This window comes from Mucilaginibacter auburnensis, assembly GCF_002797815.1.
In the GTDB taxonomy this organism is placed as follows: Bacteria; Bacteroidota; Bacteroidia; order Sphingobacteriales; family Sphingobacteriaceae; genus Mucilaginibacter; species Mucilaginibacter auburnensis.
Genome location: NZ_PGFJ01000002.1, coordinates 790,859 through 816,238, shown reverse-complemented (window position 1 = coordinate 816,238; position 25,380 = coordinate 790,859). Strand labels below are relative to the sequence as shown.

The following is a 25,380-nucleotide window of genomic DNA, read 5'->3' as shown; positions in this document are numbered from 1 at the left end:
TTACAAATCAATTGTAACGCTTTTTAAACGAATTATTTGATACGGACAATTATGCCAGTTGCTTGTCTAATTTACCAGCTAATACTGATTTAGGAACAGCGCCGATTTGTTTGTCAACTATCTCGCCGTTTTTGAAGTATAATAACGCAGGTATATTACGGATGCCGTATTTTACAGAGATACCTGGGTTATGGTCAACATTCACTTTTCCAACTACAGCCTTATCTGCATAATCTTTTGATATTTCTTCTACTACCGGGCCAACCATTCTACAAGGACCGCACCATTCAGCCCAAAAGTCAACTAATACGGGTTTATCTGATTTAAGCACAAGCTCCTCAAAGTTTGCGTCGGTTATTTCTAAAGCCATGATATATAAATTTTATTGTTAAACAAATATGAGTATTCAAATTGCTTGCCACAAGTACGGTACTGACATTCTGACAAAGAAATTACTAACAAACTGCATAATTATCCACTTTGACAAATTGGTGATCAACGGCTATAACGGATCATGATATTTTTCAAAATCTTTGTCTGATAAAAGGAGGTGCCTCACTTTTAAACACCGCGCGCAGAAGAAACTTTTTATTGGTAAAAAGAACAAAATGGATGAAAGCCATAAAGGTGTTTTAACCCGGTAGTGAAAGGGTTGTTTGCATTTATGACAACGTAAATACGGTTTTTCCATAACAGAAATTGTAAGTAATGTTAAGATAGAGGTGTAATTACGATGAAAAGTATCGGCTGGATTTAGCGGTATTATATTGCAGGAGTAATATAAACAACCCTAACAAGGGAGTTTTGTTTACAATAAGATAGCAATTCAGCTGTTAATTTAAAATAGGCTGTGTGCGGGTAAGCGATGCTATATCTGCCATTAGGTCATCACTTGGGTTTACCTTGTACGTTTTTGAGGCCATATCAACCAATAAAGAATCTTCGCGGTCTTTTATAATGAAACGCAGCGAGCAGTTTTTTACCGGATATTTTTCGTTGTTGATATTTACTACCTTTTGAATATCCTGCATCAGTTGTGAGTTAATGGCACTCAGGTCAAGCGCTACGGTTAAAGAGCGGGTTAACTTGTCGCGCATTTCTGTGAGCAGGCTCATAGTAGTTATGCGCAGGTCCCAGTTATCTTTCTGTCTGAATTTTTCTTCAATTGTACCTTTAATATGAAGAAAGTAACCATTAACCATGAGATCCTTAAACTTCACGTAGTCATCGCCAAAAAGGGCAAACTCGTACGATTCATAGTAATCTTCCAAAACAAAGGTGCCGAAAGGCCTGCCCGTTTTTGTCATTTTATGCTGAGCGTTACCCACCAGTCCGCCAATGCATACCTCGCCCTTTCTTCTAAGCGCGGCAAAAGCAGCCATTACTTCTTCGCCACCTTCGCCCGAGCGGGCTTTTTGCATATTCTTTAAATCGGCAATGGTACTATTACAATACTTTTCCAGCTCCAATTTATAATTGTCAAGCGGGTGTCCGGTAAGGTATATACCAATTACGTCTTTCTCACACTTTAATTTTTCTATCAAACCCCACTCTTCGCACTCAGGCATAGGCGGTTCCGGAACAAATGAGGCTACCGACCCGCCAAATAGGGAAGACTGTGAGCTGTTTTGTGTATTTTGGTAATCATTTGAGTACTTGATCAAACGTTCTACCCCGGTAAGCGGTACATTCTCTGATTTAGCGAAAAACTGCGCCCGGTGATAACCGAAATTATCAAACGCGCCGCCATAAACTAAATTTTCATAAGCCTTGCGGTTAACGCTACGTGTGTTAGAGCGCCTTGCAAAATCGTAAACATCCTTATAAGGGCCGCGCTCAATGCGCTCATCAATAATGCTTTCAACCGCCTTTTCGCCAACGCCTTTAACACCGGCCAAACCAAAGCGGATAACGCCGTTTTTATTAGCGGTAAAGGCCATATAACTTTCGTTAATATCAGGGCCCAAAACCTCAATACCCATGCGGCGGCACTCCTCCATAAAGAAGGTGATCTTCTCAATACTATTCTGGTTGTTTAAAACCGCGGCCATGTATTCAGAAGGATAATGCGCTTTTAAATAAGCCGTTTGATAGGCCACAAATGCATAACAGGTGGAGTGCGATTTGTTGAACGCGTATTGGGCAAATGCTTTCCAATCGTTCCATATCTTTGTCAGCTTATCTTTTGGATGCCCTTTAGCCGAAGCGCCATCCATAAACTGCGCCTCCATTTTGTTCAATACCTCAATCTGCTTTTTACCCATGGCTTTACGCAGAACGTCGGCATCACCTTTACTAAAGCCAGCCAGTTTCTGCGATAGAAGCATCACCTGCTCCTGATACACCGTAATACCGTAGGTTTCACCCAGGTATTCTTCCATATCCGGCAAGTCAAACGTTATGGGTTCACGGCCATGCTTACGGTTAATAAAGTTGGGTATATACTCTATCGGCCCCGGACGATAAAGGGCGTTCATGGCTATCAAGTCCTCAAACTTATCGGGTTTTAGTTCGCGCAGGTACATTTGCATACCATCACTTTCAAACTGGAACGTGCCGTTGGTATCGCCGCGTTGGTATAGCTCAAAAGTTTTCTGGTCGTCAAGCGGGATGTAATCTATATCTATCTCAACACCATGATTTTGCTTGATGAGGCGAAGGGCGTCCTTTAAAATAGTAAGCGTTTTTAGCCCCAAAAAGTCCATCTTGATAACGCCTGCATCCTCAATAACACGGCCATCATATTGGGTAACCAACAGGTCAGAATCCTTTGCTGTTGCTACCGGTACAATGTCGGTAAGGTCATATGGGGCGATAATGATACCTGCAGCGTGTACACCTGTATTACGTACAGAACCCTCCAGCTTTTCAGCCTCGCGAAGTACCACACCTTTCAGGTCGTTTGATTTGTAGATATCCTGTAGTTCAGGCACCTGCTCGATAGCGGTTTTCAGGTTGATACCCAAGGTTTCAGGCACCAGCTTTTTCAGTGCGCTAACATCTGATAATGGCATATCCAGTACGCGGCCAACATCCTGAATACTGGTACGCGCAGCCATTGAACCGTAGGTGATGATCTGCGCCACCTGATTTTTGCCGTACTTATCAACTACGTAATCAATTACACGCTGCCTGCCGGCATCGTCAAAGTCCGTATCAATATCGGGCATCGACTTACGGTCGGGGTTCAGGAATCTTTCAAACAGCAGGTTATATTTTACAGGGTCTATGTTGGTGATGCCTATACAATAAGCCACCACCGAACCCGCTGCCGAACCACGCCCCGGGCCAATAAATACACCCATATCTCGCCCGGCTTTAATAAAGTCGGCCACGATAAGGAAGTAGCCCGCAAAGCCCATGGTGCGTATGGTGAACAACTCAAAGTTGATGCGTTCTTCAATTTCGGCGGTGAGGTCACTGTAACGCTCGGCAGCACCCTTAAACGTTAAGTGTTTAAGGTATTCCCACTGGTTTAGCGTATCCGAATCCGGCGTGCTTTCGCTGTGTATTTTAAACTCGTTGGGGATAACAAAGTTAGGTAGCAATATGTCGCGTTTCAGCTTCAATACCTCCACCTTGTCCACGATCTCGCCTGTGTTGTCTAATGATTCCGGCAGGTCATGGAACAGTTGTCCCATTTCGGCCTGTGTTTTAAAATAGAATTGGTCGTTAGGGAAACCAAACCTGTATCCCTTGCCGCCTTCCTCATCGGTAGCAATAGGAGTGCTTTGCATATCGCCGGTGTTCACACAAAGCAAAATATCGTGCGCGTTACTGTCCTGCTGATCCACGTAGTGCGAATCATTAGAGCAGATCACCTTTACATTATATTTTTTGGCGTATTTGAGCAGTTGCTGGTTGATGATCTCCTGCTCTGGAATTTCATGTCGTTGTAATTCTATGTAATAGTCTTCGCCAAACAGGTCGAGCCACCATTTAAATTCGGCCTCCGCTTCCTCCGGTGTACCTTTTAAAATAGTTTGCGGTACCGATGCGCCAATACAGCAAGTAGTGGCAATAAGCCCTTTATGGTGCTTTAATATAAGTTCTTTATCAATACGGGGCCATTTGCTGTAAAGGCCTTCCATGTAGCCGTAAGAGCACAGCTTAACCAGGTTTTTATAACCTTCGGGGTTTTTAGCTAAGAAAAGCTGGTGCCGGCGTACATCTTTTTTCTCTTTGGTGAATTGTTTTTTATGGCGATCCTCAACCACATAAAACTCGCAGCCTACAATGGGTTTAACATTGTGTTTACCGGCCTCGGCCACAAATTTAAACACCCCAAACATGTTACCATGGTCAGTAATAGCCAGCGCTTTCATGCCATCCGCAGCAGCTTTTTTATAAAGCTTGGATATATCGGCAGCACCGTCTAATAGTGAAAACTGGGTGTGTACGTGTAAGTGTGAAAATTCCGGCATGATAAACTCGCTATATCTTTCTCCCCAAATCGGTAGTATACAAATTTATTAAAAAAGTAATGGCAGAACAGCGGTGTTGAAAAGAATGTCTTAAGGATGATTTGTCTGAACTAAGATTTGCAGGATTTATTTGAGTTTAAGATTTAAACAACCGGATGGTATAATCCTATAATAATATCAATCCAACTAATCTTAGTTCAGACAATCTTAGTTCAGAACAAATCAATTAACTTCTTTAGCAAGCGCGCTGTTTTTATAGCTATAGGTAGCGTATATAACTAAACCAATAACCAGCCAGATGAGGAACCTTATCCAGCTTTGATAGTTTAGAGACGACATTAAATAAAAACAGCTCAATAAACCCAAAACAGGAATTAGCGACAGATTTTTTATGAACGATGCCACCGCCAAGCCCGCAGCTAAAATTACAAACAGGAAGTAGGGGAAGTTCTGGTGCAGATCATCACCTGAAAATAAGCCGCTGAGCTGCGATCTGAAAACAACGATCCCAACTACAAACAAAGCGGGCATTATAAACCTGGCGTTGATGTAAGGCATTTTGAAACGCCCGCGGGTAGCATCTTCTTTAGGTAAAAGCAACACGCCGCCGCAAACCAGCACAAATGCAAACAGGGTGCCTATGCTTGTTAGGTCGGTTACCTCAGTAAGGTTCATAAACAATGCGGGTATAGCTACCACAAAACCTGTTACAATGGTTGAGAATGATGGTGTGCGATATTTTGGATGAATACGCGAAAACGCTTTGGGTAATAAACCATCACGACTCATGCTCATCCATATGCGTGGTTGTCCCAATTGGAAAATAAGCAACACGCTGGCTGTAGCGATAACCGCGCTTACAGATATTACATAGCTAATTTTATTAAGACCGATCTTGCCAAAAACAAATGCCAACGGGTCGGCAACTTGCAGGTCTTTGTAACTAACCATTCCTGTGAGTACCAATGCAACCAACACGTATAAAACGGTGCAAATAACCAATGAGTAGATCATGCCGCGCGGCAAGTCACGCCGGGGGTTCTCGCATTCTTCAGCAGTGGTTGATATGGCATCAAAGCCAATGTAGGCAAAGAATACACCCGATACGCCCTTCATTACCCCACCAAAACCATTAGGTAAAAACGGGTGCCAGTTGGCCGGAGTAACATAGAAAAAACCAATAATAATTACTGCAATAACCACCGCTATTTTAAGCATAACCATAGCATTGGTTGCCTTTTTAGTTTCGCGTATACCTATGTAGACCAAATAAGTTATGATCACCACAATAAGCAGTGCCGGTATGTTGGCTATTATTCTGAAATCGCCTGAACCAGGAGCTGTAGCCCAAGCTTCAGCAGCGTTTTTAAGGTCATCGGTAATAGTTGAAAGCTGACCAGCTGCGGTGAGTTCCTGTATTTTTTCGTGCGCTTTAAATGCTGTTAAATAATCCATGGTGAGGTAAGCGGGCATATGGATGTTAAACCCTTCTAACAGGTTCACAAAATAGCCGCTCCATGATATGGCCACGGCAATATTACCAATGGCATATTCCATCAACAGGTCCCAGCCAATTATCCATGCTATCAGCTCACCAAATGATGCATAAGCATAGGTATAAGCGCTACCTGCAACCGGTATGCGGGAAGCAAATTCGGCATAACAAAGTGCGGAGAACCCACAGGTAATGGCAGTTAATACGAATAATATACTTACCCCCGGTCCGCCATAAAACGATGCTTCGCCGATGGTGGAGAATATACCTGCGCCTACAACTGCGGCTATACCCATCAAGGTAAGGTCCTTAACTTTTAATTCTTTTTGGAGATGAACGCCTGAGTGTTCTGAGTCGCTGAAGCCGCTTGCAACGTCGGCTAAAATTTTGCTAATAGACTTTTTTCGAAATATACTTTTCGACATTTGATTTAATAAGATGCGTCAATGGAAATCAAACATAATCATTTTTTTGCTGAGTATAAGTATATGCGTTACTTTGCAGCATGAATATAAGCATGAGGCACATTTTATATCAGGTAAGATGGTTTTTGATCCCCTTTTTAATTGTGCTTGCCATTTGTTTGATAATAAAGCTAACCTACACCCGTGAAGAAATTTATTTCTACGTAAATGCACTTTACAGCCCTTGGGCAGATAATGCCGCGCCCTATATTACCAATATGGGTAGTGGTTGGACGGTGGTAGTATTAGGTTTAGCGCTCATCCTGTATAATTATCGTTTTGCGTTTTTAGTGTCTACCGCCAACATTGTAAGTGCGTTGGTAGCACAGGTATTAAAGCGATATTTTGATGCCCCACGACCACAACTGTATTTTAAAGACCAGCTGGACCGAATACATTTTGTAATTGGCACTGAACAATTGAGCCTGCATAGTTTTCCGTCGGGGCATACCGTGAGTGCCTTTAGCACCGCTATTGTGATTACTTATTTATGCCGTAAAAAGCAGTGGGGATTACCTTTATTCCTGCTAGCTGCCCTGGTAGGTTATTCAAGGATGTACCTTAGTCAGCATTTTTTTGAGGATGTAACCGCAGGTTCGGCCATTGGTGTGATGATCAGCGCCATCTGGTTATATTTTGCCGACAACTGGAAATTCCTGCACTCCGGAAAATGGAGCCGGGGACTTATAAAAAAATAAAAGGGATGGCAAATTTGCCATCCCTTTATTCTTAAATCAGGTTGTTATATTATGCAATAGCTTGTTTACGTTTGTTCATCCAAACAACAACTAAGGCTACTACCAGTAAAGAGCCGCCTGCTATTAGCCCTGTTTTTACTACAGGAGACATGCCTTTATCATTAGATAAGTATTGGTCAGTTCTTGATAGTTGCGGCGAAACCTTTATTGACGACAGGAAGGTTTTTAATTCGTTACCTACCACATCTGATCGCATACTTGGGTACGCGTATTGAAAAAAGTAGCTTGCCCCTGTAGTGTAAAGCAAAACAAAGTTTTTAAACTGAACACTGCTGTCGTCGGCGCGATACTCTAATGTAAAAGCTTTTGCTTTAAGCGGGCCAACAGTGGTGTCGCGCACGTTTTGGGCGCTGGCATCTTTGTATTGGTGCTTAAAGTTATCTACATAGTTATCCATCACCTTGTTGAGGTCATTCTCTTTTTCCAAAGGTTTGTTATTGTCTTCGGTAGCTTTAACTACCACCATATAACCCAGATCGCTATTGGCAGAATAAACCTGCTGGTCAAGGGTATCAACTTTATTATAGCTGGCCGGTAACGACACAGTTACCAGACTATCAATTTTTACCGGTTCCAGTTGTTGTGCAAATCCTGCTGCGGTAAAAAACAGCAAGGCGGCACTTAACATCATTTTCCTCATGTGTTAAGTGCCCCTAAAACCGTACCAAGTGGGGTATATGGCAGTCAGAGAATTGTTAATTAATGTTAAATTAGGTATAGTTTAAGTTAAAAAAGACTAATTGCTAATCACAACTCAACTAATCTCTAACTACAATTTCTCTATCTCTGCCTTAACAAATTGTGCCAGTTCGGCTACATAATCAGCGCTGAAATCAAATTTGATGCCTGCTGTCTCGTATATCTCTTTAATGGTTTTGGTGTAGCCTAACTTCAAAGCATCCAGGTATTGCTCAAGTGCTTTTGTAGGATTTTCTTTATAGTTTTTCCATACCGCGATAGCACCTAACTGAGCCATGCCATATTCAATATAGTAGAACGGTATCTCAAATATATGCAGCTGTTTTTGCCATAGGTTAAGCTCTGCATCTTCAAAACCGCTCCAATCGGCAAAGCCGGCACCAAAGCGCTCATAGATCTGCTTCCAGGCGTCGCGACGCTCGTCTGCAGTGTGGCCAGGGTTGGTGTAGATCCAGTGCTGGAACTGGTCAACCACGGCTACCCATGGCAGGGTTTTCAACACATCCACCAATTGGTCGCGTTTGGCGCGGCGCAGGTCGTCCTCATTAGTAAAGTACACATTCCAGTTATCCATAGAGAGCAGCTCCATTGACATAGACGCCAACTCCGCCACTTCAGACGGGCAATGTTTAAAGTCGTTCAGTTCCAGATCAGCAGTAAGGAAAGTATGTACAGCATGCCCACCCTCGTGTACCATGGTGGTCAGATCGCGGAAGGTATTAGCCGAGTTCATAAAGATGAAAGGCGCGCCGGTTTCTGATAGGGGATAGTTGTAACCACCCGGAGCCTTACCTTTGCGGCTCTCCACATCAAACAGGTTGTTAACCTTCATTATTTCCAAACGCTCACCCAGGTACTTGCTGATGTTGGTAAAGCACTGGATGGTTTTATCTATAAGTTCCTCGCCGTTGTTAAATGGTTTAAGCGGTGGTTTGCCTGAAGTATTTACATCCATATCCCAGGGACGAAGTTCTTCCAGGCCTAATGCCTCTTTGCGCTGATGTGCCTGCTCCTGCAAAATAGGTACCACCTCGCGCTCAATGGCTTCATGGAAGGCATAGCAATCCTGCGGGGTGTAGTCAAATCTGCCTAAGGCCTGGAACATATAGTCGCGGTAGTTTTCAAAACCGGCGTTTACAGCTACCTGGTGGCGCAGGCCGCGCAGGTGATCGTACAACTCATCCAATTTCTCTTTTTCCTGCAGGCGGCGGGAGGTTATTGCTTTCCAGGCTTCCTCGCGTTTGGCGCGATCAGTATCTTTCAGCAAAACTGCTGCTTGTTCTAAGGTATATTCCTTATCGCCAATGGTAACAGACATAGCACCGCTTATCTGCTGGTACTTTTGCTGCTCCACCTGTATCTGTGTTTGTATCGGGATGTTTTCTTCCCTGAACAGTTCCAACGCTTTTTTAACACCGCGGAGGTAAACAAAATATTTGTCGTGGTCCAGTTCGTCAAAAAAATCGCTGGCAACCAGTTTTTTGTTAAGTTCGTTACTGTAAGGCGCTGTTTTAGGCTCAATCTCGGTAGCGAAGTATTGGAAAGCGGCCAGCTTTTCCTCACTATTGGTATCGCAGGTCATGCGGATATAGCGCCAGGCAAAGTCTTCCTCTAAAGCAGCTTCCAGTTCGCTGCGGTCGCGTAGCCAAAGCTCCAGATCGCCTACGTTGTTGATATGGCGGTTAACCAAGTCAGTATAAAGTGGTTCAAGGTTTTCCCATTTGATATCCAGATCAGCAGGGATGTATTTGCGTGTTTTTTTATGGATCATGTTTGTTGATGCGTAAATATGTAGATATGCAAATGTGCAGATTAGTCGGCAAGTGCGGAAGCGTGTACGTCTGAAAGATGTAAACATTTTTCGTTTTGTCAGGAAGTTCGGAAAGTCGGCAAGTCCGGGAGTTGTGTTTGGTACACGAAAATAGATGAAATACTTGGGCTGAATTATAAATGCTGTCAAACTTCACTATATCATTTCCGACTTGTACTTTTATATCAATATGACTCAAAAACGTGCTAAAGAGGTGTTATGTATTTACTTTATACTTATCGTTTTGGTTACGGCTTGCGGGCACAAGCAAACGCAGGAAATATCTGAGCAACCCGAAGGACGGAAGGATACTCTTACTACATTGGTAAAAAGTGATTTAAAAGAAAAGCTTGATAGCACCTTAAATGTAGATGATGAATACGCAACCTATTATGTTGTTGTTGCCGATACCGGCGCTAACTATTATACCCTCCGAGGTAAGATGCTGAAAATAAACAAGCAGTTTGATATTCCTATTGATACCATCGGGCGTTATTATAATGCTAAAAAGAATTTGATAGCGCTTCCGGACGATGCCGATGACGAAATTTATGCGGGAGATTATTTCCCCCGCCGATATCCATCCGGTAATTTGAGTCTTGAATATCTGTCGGTTTATCAGCCAACGGCTAAGGATAAAACCATTGCTTTGGTTACAGGCATTTATGAAAATGAAACCAGCGCGGATAGTGCTCTAATTGCAATGAAGAAGGTTGACAGCCGTTCTTTTAAGCTCAAGTCAAAAATTTATGTTGGATGTATGCACTGATCAACACAGCCTGCAATACATTGACCCGATCAATAACATAAAAGCTCGCTTATCTTAAAGCTTCGCTTTTATGTTACAATGTGATAGAGAACTTAATCTCTCACAAACCTTACCGGGAAGCGGTACTCTGGCAAATTGCTGTTGCTGAAAAACTGCACATTCAGTAAGCTGCCGTTTGTGCCGGCCTCCATAATACTGAAGGTACTGCCGCTGGCCGTCCAGAACTCGGCTACGTCGCCATCTATAGCAGGCTGGCCATTATAGATCATGTTACTCGGAAACAGATTTAAACCAGAAGCATTGCTTCCGGTAGCGTTTTTCCAACCGGTTTTTGATATCAGTTTTTTGGCTGCTTCGGTATTTTGCGCTCCGGCAGTGAAATTAATACCTACAGCCTGGCCCATGGTTTTGTAATCATCAATAGTTGGCAGTCGCCAGCCTGCAGGTAGGGCAATGGCTTTCACTTCTGTGTAAGTGTAGTACTTGCCATACTCGGGTTTGACTGTTGGTCCGTAAGCCAAACCGCCGTCACCGGCATAGCTCTCGCTTGTCCATGTTTGGTTGCCTATTTGAACAGTTTTATAGTCTTTCCCGTTAATACTGATTGTACCGGTAGTTGGTGGTGGTGTGGGTTCTTTTTTTTCGTCTTTTTTGCAGGCAGTAAAGCAGAACAAAAGGGTTATTATTGCTAACAAGGTGGTTTTTAAACGCATAACAAGTATATATTTAATTGTAATTGTGCGGTAAGACGAGATGCGCTGCCCTATCGTTACACCTGTTTACAAAAAACGTACTTATACTTAGAATGCCCGGTTATAGTATCTGCCTGAAAGTTAAATTAATTCGCGCTTTCATGGGCTTGGCAGATTTGGCAATACGGTGCTGCCACTGCTCCTGCAAGCCGCTTTTCATCAATAAAAATGAGCCGTGCTCGAGTTTTACCGAGTAGTGCTCTTTGTGGTCGTCTTTATTTCGGATGTCAAAGCTGCGCACCTGGCCAAAACTTACCGATGCAATTACCGGCTGGCTGCCCATAATGCTTTCCTTATCACTATGCCAGGCAACCGAGTCGTTCCCATCGCGGTAATAATTGAGCAAAACGCTGTTAAAATGTATTCCTGCTAATGGCTCTACCAAATCCCTTATGGCTTGCAGATCGGGTGTCCAGGGCAGTGTGCCTTCAATGCGGTTGGTCTCACCGTACCAGCAGGTTAGGCGTGGCGTTAAAAATTCTTTGTCCCAAAGTTTTTGCGTAGTTTGTTTCCACGGTGTTTCTGTAATCAACTTTGTTAAAAGCAGATCACTTTCAGTTGCGCTAAGCAAAGCAGGGCGATATTCCAATAAATGCTTGGGCAGCCCTTTGCTTTGCCCTGCTTCTGCAAATAACGCCAGTTGTTCCATTACAAGCGCTCCATGTAGTTAATGATGAAGGAGGCGATCTGTTCCTGATCTGCTACCTGTAAATGGTATCCATCATATATCCAGTAGCCCTCAGCGTCAAATAAAATACGCCCTAAATTCTCGGTAACCTGTTCGTAAGATGTGTACAACTCATAGCATTGCTGCCCGACAGGCGCGTAGGAGGGAACCACGCGAATAACTTCGCCGCTGCCATTTGGGCGACTTAGCCATGCCCTGGCTTCGGCTGTTAAATATTGCTTTACTTTAGTTAACGGCATTGTTAAAACTTTTGTCAAAGTTAGTGTTTGCTAATAATATTAGCAAGTTTGTGAGCCGTTCCGAACCTCATAAATGAAAAAAGCAGCCGGATATTGTCCGGCTGCTTTTAAAAAAGAGTTTAAAATGTTTTACTGTTTACGGAAGGTGTAAACAATGTAGGCCGTTTTGCTGCCATTAGCAACGGGCGATTTTAAGGTCATTGACGTATCATCAACCTGGGCAACGTTAAGCTGGTAACCTTCGGCTATCTTGTTCGCCTTTTCACCCTCGTAGATTTTTTTGAACTGAAAAATAGGGTTGGCTTTATCAGCATTGTTATAGCTCCAGAATATGCTTTGTGATGTGCCATTACTTAGCGTGTACTTGCCGTTCCCGTTATTTGGCAGCTCCCATGTGCTGTTTACAAACGATGCAGGCGAAGCCTGATCAAATACGTTTTGTACCGCTCCCGGTACAAGCCCTTCGTAGCTTACGTTGGTTAATGTCCAGGTGCCGCGCAGCGGACCATTGTTAGTACCTACTACACTTTTGGTAGTTGAGCAAGCCTGTAAAATAATTGCAACGGCTAAAACGGTAAATGTTAGTTGAAATATCCTTTTCATGATGTTGTTGTGTTGTTAACGATGCTGATAGCATAAATCTTGCCAAATCACACTTAATGCAGCTATGACATATTTGGGTTAAATAAGGTATTTAACATCTTAATAAGGCGTATGTTTGCCAGTAATTTTTGTACAGGTTTTAAGGCGAAAAGTTTATTTATTGTAATTGGCTGGTTAGGTCGCTTATTAGTTTTTGATACGGAGCCGGATCGTCAATTACACCTTTGTCTTCCACAGAGATCACCCTGTTCTGCGTGCTTCCGCCCCAGTTCAGATCTTCGGCATAAATGTTTAAGAGCAATCGCGTTTTGCTGCCATCAGGAACAAACAAAAAACTAATAAATGTGCGTTCGCCTGCTTTTGCCGACAGTAATTTGGAGTTTTTGGAAAATGTTTTTGCCTTTATAAAGCCGCTCGCTTTATCGGTAGATTCTATAAAGTAGTTGTTTTCATGCAGAAAGACCAATGTTTTAGTAAAGCAAACATCTGTATTTTGCTGAAAAGTGGTTTGTTTGTATTCTTTGGTTTGCCCCATGCCGTTTAAGCAGAGCAATATAAACCAAGCTATTATTGATAATGCCGAGCCTAAAGTTTTATTATTCATACTAACTCAACGCAAAAAGCTTTAAATTAATATATACAATTATCTATTCAACATAAACGCAGCCACAATTGGCTCAACCGCTGGCTTATAATTGTAAAAAGCTTTGTAAACACTGTATGCCCAATCTTTTACAATTTGCTGGCAAGGATTGGGAGTATTGGCAGTTAACAGATCAACGGTAGTTATGCTGCCCCTTTGACCGACAGTTGGCGGAGTAGTAATGGGTTTATGAGTTCTTTTGAAATCATTAACAACATCGCTAAGTACAGGAGTGAGGCTGTAATTCCAGTCGACTTTATTTTCAAATATCAACACGAGTCGCGCAAAATGGATGTAATTGTTCCAAGGCCCGTGCACCTCATAATGGTGTAAGGCCATGGCATCAACACTTAAAAAGCGGGTGATATAGTTGGCAGGGTCATTATAGTCAAGTATTTCTGCAATGTGATGTACGTTTTGATGGCATTCGGCAACTCCATTTAAAACAGGAGCGCCGCAAAACTGACAAGGGCCTTTATCAAGCAATTTAATGCCGTGTTTTTCAGCGTAGGTTTGCCAGTTTTGCATAAGTAGATTGATTCAGTCTAAAATAGGTCTTTTCATCATTAAAGAACCGTTAAAACACGTTCTTATAAACGAGCAAGTGACCTAAATTTGAGAAAAAAAATCCATGAAACTAAATCTTAATCTTCCGCAAATGGCGTTTGCTGTCATTCTATGTATGGTGATTTTAACGCAAAGAGCTGATGCCCAATCGTATTTGGTTACGCCTGTAAACAATTTCTTTTCTGAATACAGAGGTAAAGAGGAAATTATAAAAAAATACGTGGAAAGTCGAACTGATTTGAATATAGAACAAAGACTTGCGCTGTTTCAATCTGAAATGAACAAACTTAGAGATCAGTACAAAGCATCAAGAAAAGCGGAATACGAATCAAAGAGTATCGAACTGGCAGTAAGGAATAGTTGTACCAGCAAATCAAGCGGGGGTAAGAAAACATGTGGAATTAAATACGTGTATGCTCCGATTCCTGAGTTGTTTACTACGCAAAATTGGATGAGGGTTGTTGGGACTAACAAAGGTACAGTTATATCTCCTGACGGCTCTACTGCCGGACTCAAAATGTCTGTTGCCGGTAAAGGAAAAAATGTTGGAACCCTGTTTGCCGTATATAAATATAGGCCGAACCGCATAACTGAGCTTATTGAGACAGAGCTTGCAGTTATATTTCCTGGAAGCTTGAATGGATAACTATAAAGGCAGTAGCGGTAAAATACTACTGCCTTCATACTAGGAATTTGAGTTGATGAGGTTAACCCCAAAATCCCTACATCGGGCCAATCAGTTCAATAAAGTTGCCATCAGGGTCTTGGACAAACGCAAACTGGCTTTGCGCGTTAAGGGTAGTTGGTGTGCTGCCCAATAGTTTTACGTTCATTTTGGTCAGCCTGTCAATTACTTGCTTTAACGATTTTACATTGATGGTAATGTACTGCGGCCTCACATCATCCTGAATGTAGTTTTGCTTAGGATGCGTTGCTTTAGCGCCTTTGATGCTAATGAGCTTCCACTCGTTGGCATCGGGGCTGTTCTCCAGCTTCAAAACGGTTACTGCGAAAGGCACACCGTTAGACAGGCCCGAACGTTTGGCAAAATCTTCGGCAATATTAAAACCACCGGTTTTTACCATGCCAATGCCGTTCACATAAAAATCAACCGACTTCTCAATGTCGGATACAACAACGCCAACGCCTATCAGCTTACTGCTGAAATTAGATTGCGCCATAGCTGCGGTGCCTCCAAATAAGACACACGCAATCAAAAGTGATAATAATCGCTTCATTTAGTTAATGGGTTAAGTGGGTGTTTTGTTCGGGTTTAAAAAACAATATAAATATGAGGCCTATTTCTTTCGGTATTTTATCAGGAATTGACTGTATTTTGCAGGTAGTCCGCACGTCGGGAAGTCCGAAAGTCCGAAAGTCCGAAAGAAGTACTTAAGTTGGACTGTCTGAAGTCGGTCAAGCAATTGTCTTTCGGACTTCCCGACTTCCGCGGACTTCGGACTATCAAAACATCCTATCCAACAAAAACAACACCGCGAACACCACGCTGGCAATGCCGTTGGTGGTCATGAAAGCAAAGTTTACCCGGCTCAGATCATTAGGTTTAACCAACAAATGCTGATAAATGAGCATAGCGCAGAAAAATACAATGCCGATATAGTATAAAACGCCAACGTTTGTATAGAACACAGGCATCACAATAAACAAAGCCGATAGCACATGTAAAAATGTTGACAGCCTCAACGCATTTACCTTACCCAGATAGGCCGGTATAGAATGCAGGTGCTGGCTGCGATCAAAGTCTTCATCTTGCAGGGCATAAATAATATCAAAACCACTTACCCAGCAAAGTACTGCCAACGAGAAAAATATGGGTAACAAAGCAAACTCACCAGTTACCACCAGATAAGCGCCGATAGGAGCGAGGGAAAGCCCCAGGCCCAGTACCAAATGGCACAAAGCAGTAAAGCGTTTGGTAGCGCTGTAACCTAAAACCACCAGTAAAGCCACCGGCGATAAATAAAAACACAACCGATTAATAAACCAGGTAGTGGCAATAAATAAAGCGCAATTAATAAGGGTAAAAGTAAGTGCCGAAGCCGGAGTAATGCGTCCCGCCGGAATATCGCGCACTTTGGTGCGGGGGTTTTGGGCATCAATATCCCTGTCCAGCCAGCGGTTAAAGGCCATTGCCGAGTTGCGGGCAAACACCATACAAAGCACCATCATAACCAGTTTTTGCCACACAAAGGGATGGTTGGTTGTAGTTACTGCCAGAAAAAAGCCTATAAAGGCAAAAGGCATAGCAAATATGGTGTGCGAGAAGGTTACCAGAGATAGATATTTCTTCATTTAAACAGTGCAATTTAGCGCTGCAAAAGTAACCAAAACTTTATATAAATGACGTCAGGCTTATGCCACAACAGATAGGAAGTTATTAATCGTATTCTCTGAGTCTTTTACTATCTCCCTGATCTTTTCATCCAGCTCTTTAACCGTATACTCCAGCATTTCCATATACTCATTCTCTGCTTTGGCTTGCTCCAGTTTTAGTAAAGCCATTATGCCTAACAGAGAGGCAACCGGTCGGCGCAACTCGTGTGATTGTATGATGGCTATGCGTGTTAGGGCAGCGTTCTGTATGTTGATCTGGTCTTCCTGCAATTTACGTTCTGTAATGTCAGTAGAGTTGGCTGCTACGCCAATAACATCTCCGTTAGCACCGTTAATTGGCGTAAATTCAATTTCCCGCCAGCTTTCAATCGCTGCATTTGCAATCTTCCATTCAATTTTGATCGTACCGCCATTAAATGCCTTTTCAAAATAGGGAAGGAGTTCTGCAAAGGTTCTGGCGCTTACAATTTGGTTAACGTGTTCCCCGGCTTGAAGCGGCTTACCTGTGTGCTGAACAAAAAAATCATTAGCGGCTTTATTAAAAGCCAATATCTCCATTTTTTTGTCTATCAGCATGTGCGTGTCTTTTGAACTGTCAAAAACAGCGCGCAATTTCAATTCAGATTCTTCTATGATCTTCTTTTGCAGTTCTGTTTGTTCATGGCGTTCTTGCAGCATCCGCATGGTCCAGCTGGCTTCCATTAAGTGCATCACCTGTTTTGACAGCGTTTTTAACGCGGTTCGTTGCATGTCATTGAGCTGGCGCGCTTCCATATCCACTACGCATAGTGTACCTATGTTTTGCCCGTCGTTGGTGGTAAGGGTTGCACCGGCATAAAACCTCACATTAGGCGCTTCTGTTACCAATGGATTACCAATAAAACGCTCATCGGCCAACATGTTGGGAATTTCCATAACTCCGGACTGCTGTATGGTATGGTGGCAAAAAGCAATACTGCGGTCGGTACTTTCCATATTCACACCCTTAGCCGCTTTAAACCATTGAACATGCTCATCAACCAGTGTTACCAGGGCAACAGGTGTATTGCAAATTTGCGCTGCCAGATCAATAATATTATTCAGATCAGCGGTAACACTCGCTTCAAGCGTAGTAAACCTGCTTACGGCGTTAAGGCGGTCTATCTCGTGCATATGTTCACGGTTGAGTATTGTGTGTTATTCGGGTAAAAATATGTTAAGGTACGTTTAAAACACACGCACAGTTTTAAAGTTCGTGTTTTAACATCAATTGTACTGTAAATATTAAAATACAAATGTTGTTCTATAGTTAGAAATTAACCGAAAGGAAAGTATTTGGGCGTTTTTACTGTTCTTTTCATCCTAAGTTCATATTCAATTGAATACTTTTGCCGCAAACAAACAATATATGCGAGCTTTTCTATTCGACTTAAACGGCACCATGATACATGATATGGAATTTCATACCCGCGCATGGATGCATTTAATGAACAACGATCTTGGCGGCAATTTTACATGGGATGAAGTGAAGGCGCAGATGTATGGCAAAAATCCAGAGGTATTGGTGCGCATGTTTGGGGCCGATAGGTTCACTGAACGTGAAATGAAAGAATTATCTTTTGAGAAGGAACGCCGCTATCAACAGGAATTTTTGCCGCATCTTGCCCTTTTGCCAGGCTTGCATGAGTTTTTAGAAAAAGCGCATAAGGCAGGTATTGTAATGGGAATTGGATCTGCCGCGATACCTTTCAATATTGACTTTGTGCTGGATAATTTGAACATACGTCACTACTTTAAGGCCATTGTAAGTGCTGATGATGTTACCATCAGTAAACCTCATCCCGAAACGTATTTGAGCCTGGCAAAATTGTTAGAGGTAGAACCGTCTGATTGTGTGGTTTTTGAAGATGTACCTAAAGGCGCCGAAGCCGCGCTGAATGCCGGAATGCAGGCAGTTATATTAACCACTACCCACCAAAAACATGAATTTGATGAACTGCCTAATGTGATACATTTTGCAGACGATTTTACCGGGGAGTTCTTTGATGAGCTGGTGACATAGATGTATGCTATTAACTAACAGACTTTTTTCTGTTTAACTTCGTTACTATCCATATGAAAATACAACTACCTGTAATTATTTTAGGCGCGGTTTTATTGTTGAGTTCATGCTCGCAGGTATACACACCGGCGCTGTACCATCAGGATATTGCATACATGCCTAAGCCGGCATCTTTTGATAAAGAAAGCACTGCCAACTATGTATCGGCAGGCTTGAATATGCACAGCACAAGTACTTATAATGATGTGCTGATAAGCGGGCAGCTTAACCTGAGCCGTGCGCACACCTTTCAAAACTTTAACGTAGCCTATGGCGCTTTTGGCGCTATTGGCGATTACCAGAACGGAGAAGACGACAAAAGTAAACCCAACTACTTTCGCAGCAAATATTTTGGCGCTGTAGGCGGGCGTTTCTCGGCTAACTTTTATGTAAATAGCGACAGGGTTGATTTTCGTTTTATTGGGGTGGAAGCTGCTTATAGTCATGAGTTTGGAGATTATGCCAATTTCAGGCAGACTTTGGTTAATCAGCCAGGTTATTATGTAGACCCAAGAACCAACCTGTTCAGCATGGGTTTAACTACCGAAGTATTGTTTCACAATCAAAACAATACCGACTTTCAACATGGCATACGCGGATACCTGGGCACAACCTTTGGCTACAACCGTGTTAATGATACCTTTTACGCCGACGATACTGCTACGGAGAGAATGCTGAGAAATATCTACCCAAAAGCAAGCTACTTTATAAAGTTTAAAGACTACTTTGGTACTGTTGAAGTAGGCAGCGCGGTGTTTTTAAGAGCGGGTATAAAGTTTTAAACAAGCCGTGTCGAACATTAACGTCGGCAACATGTTAATTAACCGTTTATTATCATTTAATAGTAAAACCAATCTTTGATAACCCAACTTTAATCTTCAATAACTAAATTTACCAAACAACATTAAACACACAACATTATGAAAAGAACAGCAAAAGCCCATTGGAACGGCACATTAAAAGAAGGAGCCGGTACGCTTACTACTCAAAGTACTACCTTAAATAATACACAATATTCATTTAAAACCCGTTTTGCTGATGGTGTAGGTACCAATCCTGAAGAATTATTAGCGGCTGCTCATGCAGGTTGCTTTACCATGGCCGTTGGTGCTGCTTTAACTCAGGCAGGTTTTACACCTGGCGATCTGGATACCGAAGCAATTTTAGAGCTGGATATGGTTGCCCTTTCAGTTACTGGTATTCATCTTGAAATGAAAGGCTCAGCTATTGAAGGTGTTTCTGAAGAACAATTCAAAGAAATTGCCGAAGGTGCTAAAGCCAACTGCATTATATCAAAAGCATTGAGCGTGCCTATTACTTTAGGTGTTAGCTATCAATAATAATATACCCAGGCTTTTTGCCGGTTACAACACAAAGGCCATGCATCAGCATGGCTTTTTTTGTGCTGTGTACTTGAAGCATTGATAAAATTTTGAATACGCATTAGTTTATTCGGCAAACATTTTTATTTTTGTGCCAGTAAATAAAATCAATATCATGATATCACCACAAGAAGCAAATTCACCACGTCATTACATGTTGTTAGTAGTTGCTATAGTTATAGGTATAGCGGGTGTTTACCTTCGCTTTTTCGATTTTAAATTTGCATCAGCTATTGCTAACGTACTATTGGTGATAGGTACAGGTATTGCATTAAAAGCAGTATTTGCTATTATAAAGTAGGTTTATATAATCAGCTATAAAGAAATAGCGTCCTGATAAATTATCGGGACGCTATTTTTATTTAGGGCGATATTTAGCCTCATTCAATATCTTCTGGGCATCTCGCTCTTCCATTAACTGCTGCAGGGTAACATCTGTATGTTCGGCCATGTATTTACGTACAATTTGCCAGCCCGTCCAAATGCCCAGTTTTGGTGCCGAATCATTGTGCTCACCTAAGCCCGGCGTAAAGGGCGCTTCATTAAGATAGGTTTGTAAGCGTTGGTAGTCGGTTTCATACAGCAGGTTCTCTTCCAAAAAGTAAGCCCAAATATTGCTTTCCATTGCCTTGCACCAGTCAAGTTGTTTGTTAGTGTAACCTATCTTAACAGAGTCGGCAGCGTTGGGTAACACCTTGTCCATAAAGTACAATATTTTGCCGGCGTAAACCATTTTTGATAATAGGGTTTTATCAGGATCATTTTCTGGGAACATATCCTCACGCGCTATTCCTTCAACAACTCGTGGTGCAATATAATCCGGGGTAAACCTGCGCGACAGATAGAATGGAAAAGTTTCGCGCAATGCCGGATAAAAACGCGAATCGGCACCTAAAAATAGATCTAATCCTATTGCGAAATAACCATCTCCTATAGAAGTTTGCGCTTTAAAGCCAGAGAAGTAGGCGTATACCTTAGGTAATTTTTTTTCAGGATAATAATATTTAATGCGGCGGAAAGCATCGGTAAGCTCCTCGTTCTGTTTTTCCATATTGCCGGGGAAAACAGCGTCAATATCATGCTTTAGATCTTTATAGGCCTGCGCGGCAAAAATCTGCCTTAATAAATTAAAATAGCTGGTATCCTGCACGTTGCCAACTTCCAGTATTTGCTGCACATAGTCGGCATAAAAGTTGCCATATTTTTGTTGCAGCAAATAAGCCTGTTGCGGCATAGGTTTACGGCTCATGGCGTCGAAATCGCGGTCAAACCGTTCAATCTTAACATCAACAGGTATGTTGCTAACGTCGATATCTTTGTTGTCGTCACATGAGGCAAACAATATACCGATGCAAAAAATTAAATAAATTTGTTTGATTTTGCTGATGGATAAAGGCATTTTTATACTTTCAGCAAAATTAGTTTATTATTTGCATTTAGTGTGCAATAACAATCAATACTACTTATGAAAATTGCCTTAGCCCAGCTTAATTATCATGTTGGTAATTTTGAATCGAATACCGCCAAAATCATACAATCAGTAGAAGAAGCAAAGCAAAACGGTGCCGATCTGGTGGTTTTTGCCGAGCTTTGTATAAGTGGATATCCGGCACGCGATTTCCTGGAATTGAACGAATTTATTGCCATGTGCGATGAATCTGCCCGTACTGTAGCTGCTGCCTGCAAAGACATAGCCTGCATAATAGGCCTGCCTATTCCTAACTTAAAGCCTGAGGGAAAAGACCTGAGCAATGCTGCCTGGTTTATTGAGAATGGCGAAGTAAAAGCCGTGGTTGAAAAAGCTTTGCTGCCTAACTATGATGTGTTTGACGAGTATCGTTATTTTGAACCATCAACCCAGTTTAACTGTATTGACTTTAAAGGCAAGCGCATAGCCTTAACTATTTGCGAGGACCTGTGGAACGACATCGAAAATCCGCTGTACGTTACCCGTCCTATGGATAAGTTGATTGAGCAACAGCCTGATGTAATGATCAACATCGCGGCGTCACCTTTTGCTTATAATCACGACGAGGAGCGTATTGCTATTTTAAAGGATAACATTAGTCGCTATAAATTGCCGTTATTTTATGTTAACCATGTTGGCGCTCAAACCGAGCTGATATTTGACGGCGGCTCGTTGGTATTTGATAAAACAGGTAAAGTGGTAGACGAGATGCCTTACTTCACCGAAAACATTGCTTATTACACTTTAGGTGAAGACGGAGCTATCACTTTTGACCACCCAACAACACTTAAAGCTGAGCGCGACAGTGATATATCACAGATACATGATGCACTGATATTAGGCATACAGGATTACTTTAAAAAGTCAGGCTTTAAGCAGGCCATTTTAGGTTTATCCGGTGGAATTGATTCGGCTGTTGTATGCGCTTTGGCCGCCGAGGCTTTAGGTCCGCAGAATGTAATGGCAGTATTACTGCCATCCAAATTTTCCAGCGATCATTCCTTAAAAGACGCGCAGGATCTGGTGGATAATTTGGGTTGCATGAGCCAGACCATCGCCATTGAACACATTACTGATGCTTTCGAAACAGCCCTGCACCCGCAGTTTAAAGATCTGCCATTTAACATAGCCGAAGAAAATATACAATCACGCAGTCGTGCTGTGTTGCTCATGGCTATGTGCAATAAGTTTGGCTATATATTGCTAAATACCTCCAACAAAAGCGAGGCGGCCGTAGGTTATGGCACTCTATATGGCGATATGTGCGGTGGTATATCTGTTATTGGCGATGTTTACAAAACGCAGGTATTTGAACTGGCGCGGTATGTTAATAAGGATAAGGAGATCATCCCGATCAACTCTATTGTTAAACCGCCATCAGCAGAGCTGCGTCCTGGCCAAAAAGACTCGGACTCGCTACCTGAGTATGATATATTGGATAAAATTATTTTTGAATACGTAGAGCAGCGCCGCTCATCTGCCGAGATCATTAAAATGGGTTATGACGAGGCCACAGTGCGCCGTACGTTAAGATTGATCAATATTGCCGAGCATAAACGCTATCAAACGCCACCAATTTTACGCGTATCGCCTAAAGCTTTTGGTATGGGCAGAAGGATGCCTATAGTTGGGAAGTATTTGCAGTAGCAATCTCTCCCAGCCTCCCCTTTAGGGGAGGCTGGGAGGGGCATTTACAATACCTCCGCCAGTTTCTTATCCAGATCCTCACCACGCAAGTCGCGGGCTATGATGCGGCCTTGTGGGTCAAGCAGGAAGTTAGCCGGTATGGACGAGATATTGTAAAGCTGCGCCACTTCATTGTTCCAATATTTAAGATCGGATACCTGTGTCCAGGTCAAACCGTCGTTCTTTATAGCGGCCAACCAGCTATTGCGTGCTTCAGGTTTATCTAATGACACACCCAAAATGGTGAACTTTTTGCCTTTATATTTATTATATGCCTTTACTACGTTAGGGTTCTCTTGTCTGCATGGTCCGCACCACGATGCCCAAAAATCTATCAGTACATATTTTCCACGGAAAGAGGACAGTGATACCGGCTTGCCGTTAACATCATTCTGTGTAAAATCCGGCGCGATGGAGCCAACGGCAGTTGCTTTGGCCACATCAATACTCGCCCGAAAAGTTTTGGCAGTTTGTGTGTTTTTTAATTGGGTTGATAGCAAACTGTAAAGGTTTTCCATTTCAGCCATATCTCCAGCATGGCTACCCAACATGCTCAGCGCAATAATGCTCAAAAAGCTATTGGTGTGGCCTGTAATAAAGCTTTTTAAAATTTGCTTTTGCCGGTTCTGTAATATAACCGCTTTAGCCTGTAACGCATTTTTAAACGCCAGCGAATTTTGCTTGTCAGGACCGGCAGCGGCAAATTCTGCCTGTAGCTTTTTTGCTTCATCTTCCACCTGGCTTAGCTGTGCTCTCAGCTCTTTGCTTTCGTTATTGAGCAGATCACTAACGGTGGCATTTTTTACTGAATCAGTAACGCTGTTTATTTTGATGTTCTCGTTAGATAAGAAGAAGGCCAGCACATCGACATTTTGTTGATCTCCTAATTTTTGCAGGCCTACGCCTTTATGATCAATAGCCAGTTGCGCCATTTCCGGCTCCAAAACATCTCCCGTAATATTGAAAACGCCATTCTCAATTGCTGATGAGTCTACGTTTTGATTAGCTCCAACTTTATAAATAAGATATGCTTTGGCAGGCGCATTAAGGCTGCCTATTTTGCCGGTAACGGTAAATTTAGCCGCGCCGCTTTGCGCGTTGGCCAGTAAGGGAAATGCCGCAAGGGCAAATAACCATTTCTTCATCTAATAAATATTTGTGTACATAACGTGCAAACGTTCTTGCAATTGCCTGTTAAGATAATTTTTGGTATGTGCGCCACCACAGATCGGGCATTTCGCCGTCTACCGCGGTACGGTAATCTTCGTAACGGCAAGGTACCAAATGGAAGCGTTCATTTAACGAGCCGGCTGTAGGGTAGGGTACCTGCATCCACCACCGGTCGGTCTTTTTGCTTTTTACAAACACCAGTTCGTGGTCGTCATGCTTTAAACTGGTTTTGTAAATAAGGTACTGCGATTTTGGGTTAAGCGGAAAATCGCGCTTACGGTTATAAAAGCCATCAATAAAATACCATATCATTTGCGCCAGTAGGGTAGCGGTTTGGCCGTTGTTGTCATAGGCCGGATTGAACTCGTAAAAGCCTATCGAGGTTAGTTTATCGTTCATGCCTGCATAGCGACAGATCTGGCAGGCCTCTTCACCATAAAAACCGTTAGGGCCCGCATTGGCATTGCCGCCACCGTCAGACGAGCGTACAGCACCTATATCAAAACTGATCATGTTAGCATTACGAATGATAGGTTCGGTAACGGTAACTTGTCCGCTCAACTCACCAAGGCGATGGGTATCAAAGTAGAGTTTCTCCATTACCCGCAAACTATCCTGACTGGTATAATAAGTTTGATAACCCAGATTGCTATAGTTAAACAGGTAGTTAGGCTGGTGCAATAATATTTTTTGTAAAAACGATGTTGATGTTGTTTCTATCGAATCAATATGTTCATCATCATCCAGGTCAAAACGTGGGTCGATCACTACCAGGTCGACCTTTTGTTCTAATGTTTCATAAGCGAGATACTGGGCGTAGGTAAGGTCTTGTCCGCCACCAATTATAACGGGTAGAATGTCTTTTTTGATGAGCTCATTTACCACCGTTTTAAGCGCGAAGTAAGTATCAATTACCGTTTCACCATGGATAATGTTGCCGAGGTCTGCAATTTTGGTGTTGTAAGCGCCTTCGTTCAACAGGTAAAGTTTTTCGCGAACATAATCAGGCCCCAAAGCACAGCCGGAATTATTAACAGCATTCCTGTCTTCCTGCACGCCAATAATGGCAAGGTCAAACTTTTGTTCCAGATCAGGAAAATCAACAGAAAAATGCTCTATCTTACTACCTAAATGGCTGGTGTAATAACCGTTTTTAGGTTGAATTTTTTTGAGATCAATAGGAGAAAAAAAATCGGACAAAGACATATGTATGTGCAAACTTAGTAAATGTGCAGATGCGAAGATATGCAAATGTGCAGATGTTTACTGCGAGAAAGTTTTTACGAGACATGACAGACCACTCAACTGTAACATGCAGATCTACGTAT

The 25,380-nt window shown here is 42.4% G+C and carries 25 protein-coding genes; 8 read left to right on the top strand and 17 right to left on the bottom strand.

Annotation, left to right across the window (positions count from 1 at the left end; all coding sequences use genetic code 11):
- Nucleotides 1-49 precede the first annotated feature (49 nt).
- The 3 genes from trxA to CLV57_RS14225 form a co-directional block, all read right to left on the bottom strand.
- Nucleotides 50-370 carry a thioredoxin gene (trxA, locus tag CLV57_RS14235; RefSeq protein WP_100342052.1) on the bottom strand — a complete coding sequence of 107 codons (321 nt, stop codon included), beginning with the start codon at nt 368-370 and terminating at the stop codon, nt 50-52.
- A gap of 463 nt (nt 371-833) precedes the next feature.
- Entirely contained in the window at nt 834-4,424 is a 3,591-nt protein-coding gene (gene dnaE, locus CLV57_RS14230) for a DNA polymerase III subunit alpha (RefSeq protein WP_100342051.1), read from the bottom strand.
- A gap of 222 nt (nt 4,425-4,646) precedes the next feature.
- A complete protein-coding gene (locus CLV57_RS14225) occupies nt 4,647-6,344 on the bottom strand; it encodes an amino acid permease (protein WP_100342050.1) in 1,698 nt (565 codons plus the stop codon).
- Nucleotides 6,345-6,436: 92 nt separating this feature from the next.
- On the opposite strand from CLV57_RS14225, the gene CLV57_RS14220 reads away from it, so the two are divergent.
- A complete protein-coding gene (locus tag CLV57_RS14220; RefSeq protein ID WP_157799167.1) occupies nt 6,437-7,081 on the top strand; it encodes a phosphatase PAP2 family protein in 645 nt (214 codons plus the stop codon).
- Between the two features lie 49 nt (nt 7,082-7,130).
- On the opposite strand, the gene CLV57_RS14215 is transcribed toward CLV57_RS14220, so the two are convergent.
- Nucleotides 7,131-7,781 (bottom strand): hypothetical protein, encoded by a 651-nt coding sequence (locus tag CLV57_RS14215; RefSeq protein WP_169927088.1) that lies wholly within the window; start codon nt 7,779-7,781, stop codon nt 7,131-7,133.
- Nucleotides 7,782-7,910: 129 nt separating this feature from the next.
- The gene (locus CLV57_RS14210; RefSeq protein WP_100342047.1) at nt 7,911-9,611 is read right to left on the bottom strand and encodes a M3 family oligoendopeptidase; all 1,701 of its coding nucleotides are present in this window, start codon (nt 9,609-9,611) and stop codon (nt 7,911-7,913) included.
- 229 nt (nt 9,612-9,840) lie between these two features.
- On the opposite strand from CLV57_RS14210, the gene CLV57_RS14205 reads away from it, so the two are divergent.
- Nucleotides 9,841-10,419 (top strand): hypothetical protein, encoded by a 579-nt coding sequence (locus CLV57_RS14205; RefSeq protein ID WP_100342046.1) that lies wholly within the window; start codon nt 9,841-9,843, stop codon nt 10,417-10,419.
- Nucleotides 10,420-10,511: 92 nt separating this feature from the next.
- On the opposite strand, the gene CLV57_RS14200 is transcribed toward CLV57_RS14205, so the two are convergent.
- The 6 genes from CLV57_RS14200 to CLV57_RS14175 form a co-directional block, all read right to left on the bottom strand.
- Nucleotides 10,512-11,132 carry an FISUMP domain-containing protein gene (locus tag CLV57_RS14200; RefSeq protein ID WP_100342045.1) on the bottom strand — a complete coding sequence of 207 codons (621 nt, stop codon included), beginning with the start codon at nt 11,130-11,132 and terminating at the stop codon, nt 10,512-10,514.
- 100 nt (nt 11,133-11,232) lie between these two features.
- Complete coding sequence (locus tag CLV57_RS14195; RefSeq protein WP_100342044.1) at nt 11,233-11,820, bottom strand: alpha-ketoglutarate-dependent dioxygenase AlkB family protein; 588 nt, start codon at nt 11,818-11,820, stop codon at nt 11,233-11,235.
- Nucleotides 11,820-12,098, bottom strand: coding sequence for a hypothetical protein (locus CLV57_RS14190; RefSeq protein ID WP_100342043.1), 279 nt, complete (start codon nt 12,096-12,098; stop codon nt 11,820-11,822). Before CLV57_RS14190 ends, CLV57_RS14195 begins: the two co-directional genes overlap by 1 nt.
- 129 nt (nt 12,099-12,227) lie before the next feature.
- The gene (locus tag CLV57_RS14185) at nt 12,228-12,701 is read right to left on the bottom strand and encodes a hypothetical protein (RefSeq protein WP_245857081.1); all 474 of its coding nucleotides are present in this window, start codon (nt 12,699-12,701) and stop codon (nt 12,228-12,230) included.
- A gap of 157 nt (nt 12,702-12,858) precedes the next feature.
- Entirely contained in the window at nt 12,859-13,305 is a 447-nt protein-coding gene (locus CLV57_RS14180; RefSeq protein ID WP_100342042.1) for a hypothetical protein, read from the bottom strand.
- A 39-nt stretch (nt 13,306-13,344) separates the two neighbouring features.
- Nucleotides 13,345-13,872, bottom strand: a complete 528-nt coding sequence (locus CLV57_RS14175; protein ID WP_100342041.1) for a DUF5946 family protein — start codon at nt 13,870-13,872, stop codon at nt 13,345-13,347.
- A 103-nt stretch (nt 13,873-13,975) separates the two neighbouring features.
- On the opposite strand from CLV57_RS14175, the gene CLV57_RS14170 reads away from it, so the two are divergent.
- Entirely contained in the window at nt 13,976-14,557 is a 582-nt protein-coding gene (locus CLV57_RS14170; protein ID WP_100342040.1) for a hypothetical protein, read from the top strand.
- Between the two features lie 76 nt (nt 14,558-14,633).
- Here the strand turns inward: CLV57_RS14170 and CLV57_RS14165 are convergent, their stop codons facing one another.
- The 3 genes from CLV57_RS14165 to CLV57_RS14155 all read right to left on the bottom strand — a co-directional run bounded on the left by CLV57_RS14165 (nt 14,634) and on the right by CLV57_RS14155 (nt 17,418).
- The gene (locus CLV57_RS14165) at nt 14,634-15,149 is read right to left on the bottom strand and encodes a VOC family protein (protein WP_100342039.1); all 516 of its coding nucleotides are present in this window, start codon (nt 15,147-15,149) and stop codon (nt 14,634-14,636) included.
- A 226-nt stretch (nt 15,150-15,375) separates the two neighbouring features.
- The gene (locus CLV57_RS14160) at nt 15,376-16,224 is read right to left on the bottom strand and encodes a UbiA-like polyprenyltransferase (RefSeq protein WP_100342038.1); all 849 of its coding nucleotides are present in this window, start codon (nt 16,222-16,224) and stop codon (nt 15,376-15,378) included.
- A 60-nt stretch (nt 16,225-16,284) separates the two neighbouring features.
- Nucleotides 16,285-17,418, bottom strand: coding sequence for a GAF domain-containing protein (locus CLV57_RS14155; RefSeq protein WP_100342037.1), 1,134 nt, complete (start codon nt 17,416-17,418; stop codon nt 16,285-16,287).
- A gap of 235 nt (nt 17,419-17,653) precedes the next feature.
- Here CLV57_RS14155 and CLV57_RS14150 point away from each other — a divergent pair, with 235 nt between their 5' ends.
- From CLV57_RS14150 to CLV57_RS14135, 4 genes are all read left to right on the top strand, one after another.
- Nucleotides 17,654-18,307: an HAD family hydrolase gene (locus CLV57_RS14150; RefSeq protein WP_100342036.1), complete on the top strand. Its 654-nt coding sequence runs from the start codon at nt 17,654-17,656 to the stop codon at nt 18,305-18,307.
- A 53-nt stretch (nt 18,308-18,360) separates the two neighbouring features.
- Nucleotides 18,361-19,128: a hypothetical protein gene (locus tag CLV57_RS14145; protein WP_100342035.1), complete on the top strand. Its 768-nt coding sequence runs from the start codon at nt 18,361-18,363 to the stop codon at nt 19,126-19,128.
- 138 nt (nt 19,129-19,266) lie between these two features.
- Entirely contained in the window at nt 19,267-19,686 is a 420-nt protein-coding gene (locus tag CLV57_RS14140; protein ID WP_100342034.1) for an OsmC family protein, read from the top strand.
- Nucleotides 19,687-19,843: 157 nt separating this feature from the next.
- Nucleotides 19,844-20,029 (top strand): hypothetical protein, encoded by a 186-nt coding sequence (locus CLV57_RS14135; protein ID WP_100342033.1) that lies wholly within the window; start codon nt 19,844-19,846, stop codon nt 20,027-20,029.
- Between the two features lie 57 nt (nt 20,030-20,086).
- Here the strand turns inward: CLV57_RS14135 and gldB are convergent, their stop codons facing one another.
- Complete coding sequence (gene gldB / locus CLV57_RS14130) at nt 20,087-21,127, bottom strand: gliding motility lipoprotein GldB (protein ID WP_100342032.1); 1,041 nt, start codon at nt 21,125-21,127, stop codon at nt 20,087-20,089.
- A 66-nt stretch (nt 21,128-21,193) separates the two neighbouring features.
- On the opposite strand from gldB, the gene CLV57_RS14125 reads away from it, so the two are divergent.
- The gene (locus tag CLV57_RS14125; RefSeq protein ID WP_100342031.1) at nt 21,194-22,843 is read left to right on the top strand and encodes an NAD+ synthase; all 1,650 of its coding nucleotides are present in this window, start codon (nt 21,194-21,196) and stop codon (nt 22,841-22,843) included.
- A 44-nt stretch (nt 22,844-22,887) separates the two neighbouring features.
- On the opposite strand, the gene CLV57_RS14120 is transcribed toward CLV57_RS14125, so the two are convergent.
- Both CLV57_RS14120 and CLV57_RS14115 read right to left on the bottom strand, forming a co-directional pair.
- Nucleotides 22,888-24,027: a TlpA disulfide reductase family protein gene (locus tag CLV57_RS14120; RefSeq protein WP_100342030.1), complete on the bottom strand. Its 1,140-nt coding sequence runs from the start codon at nt 24,025-24,027 to the stop codon at nt 22,888-22,890.
- A gap of 49 nt (nt 24,028-24,076) precedes the next feature.
- Nucleotides 24,077-25,258, bottom strand: coding sequence for a formimidoylglutamase (locus CLV57_RS14115; protein ID WP_100342029.1), 1,182 nt, complete (start codon nt 25,256-25,258; stop codon nt 24,077-24,079).
- Nucleotides 25,259-25,380: the final 122 nt, after the last annotated feature.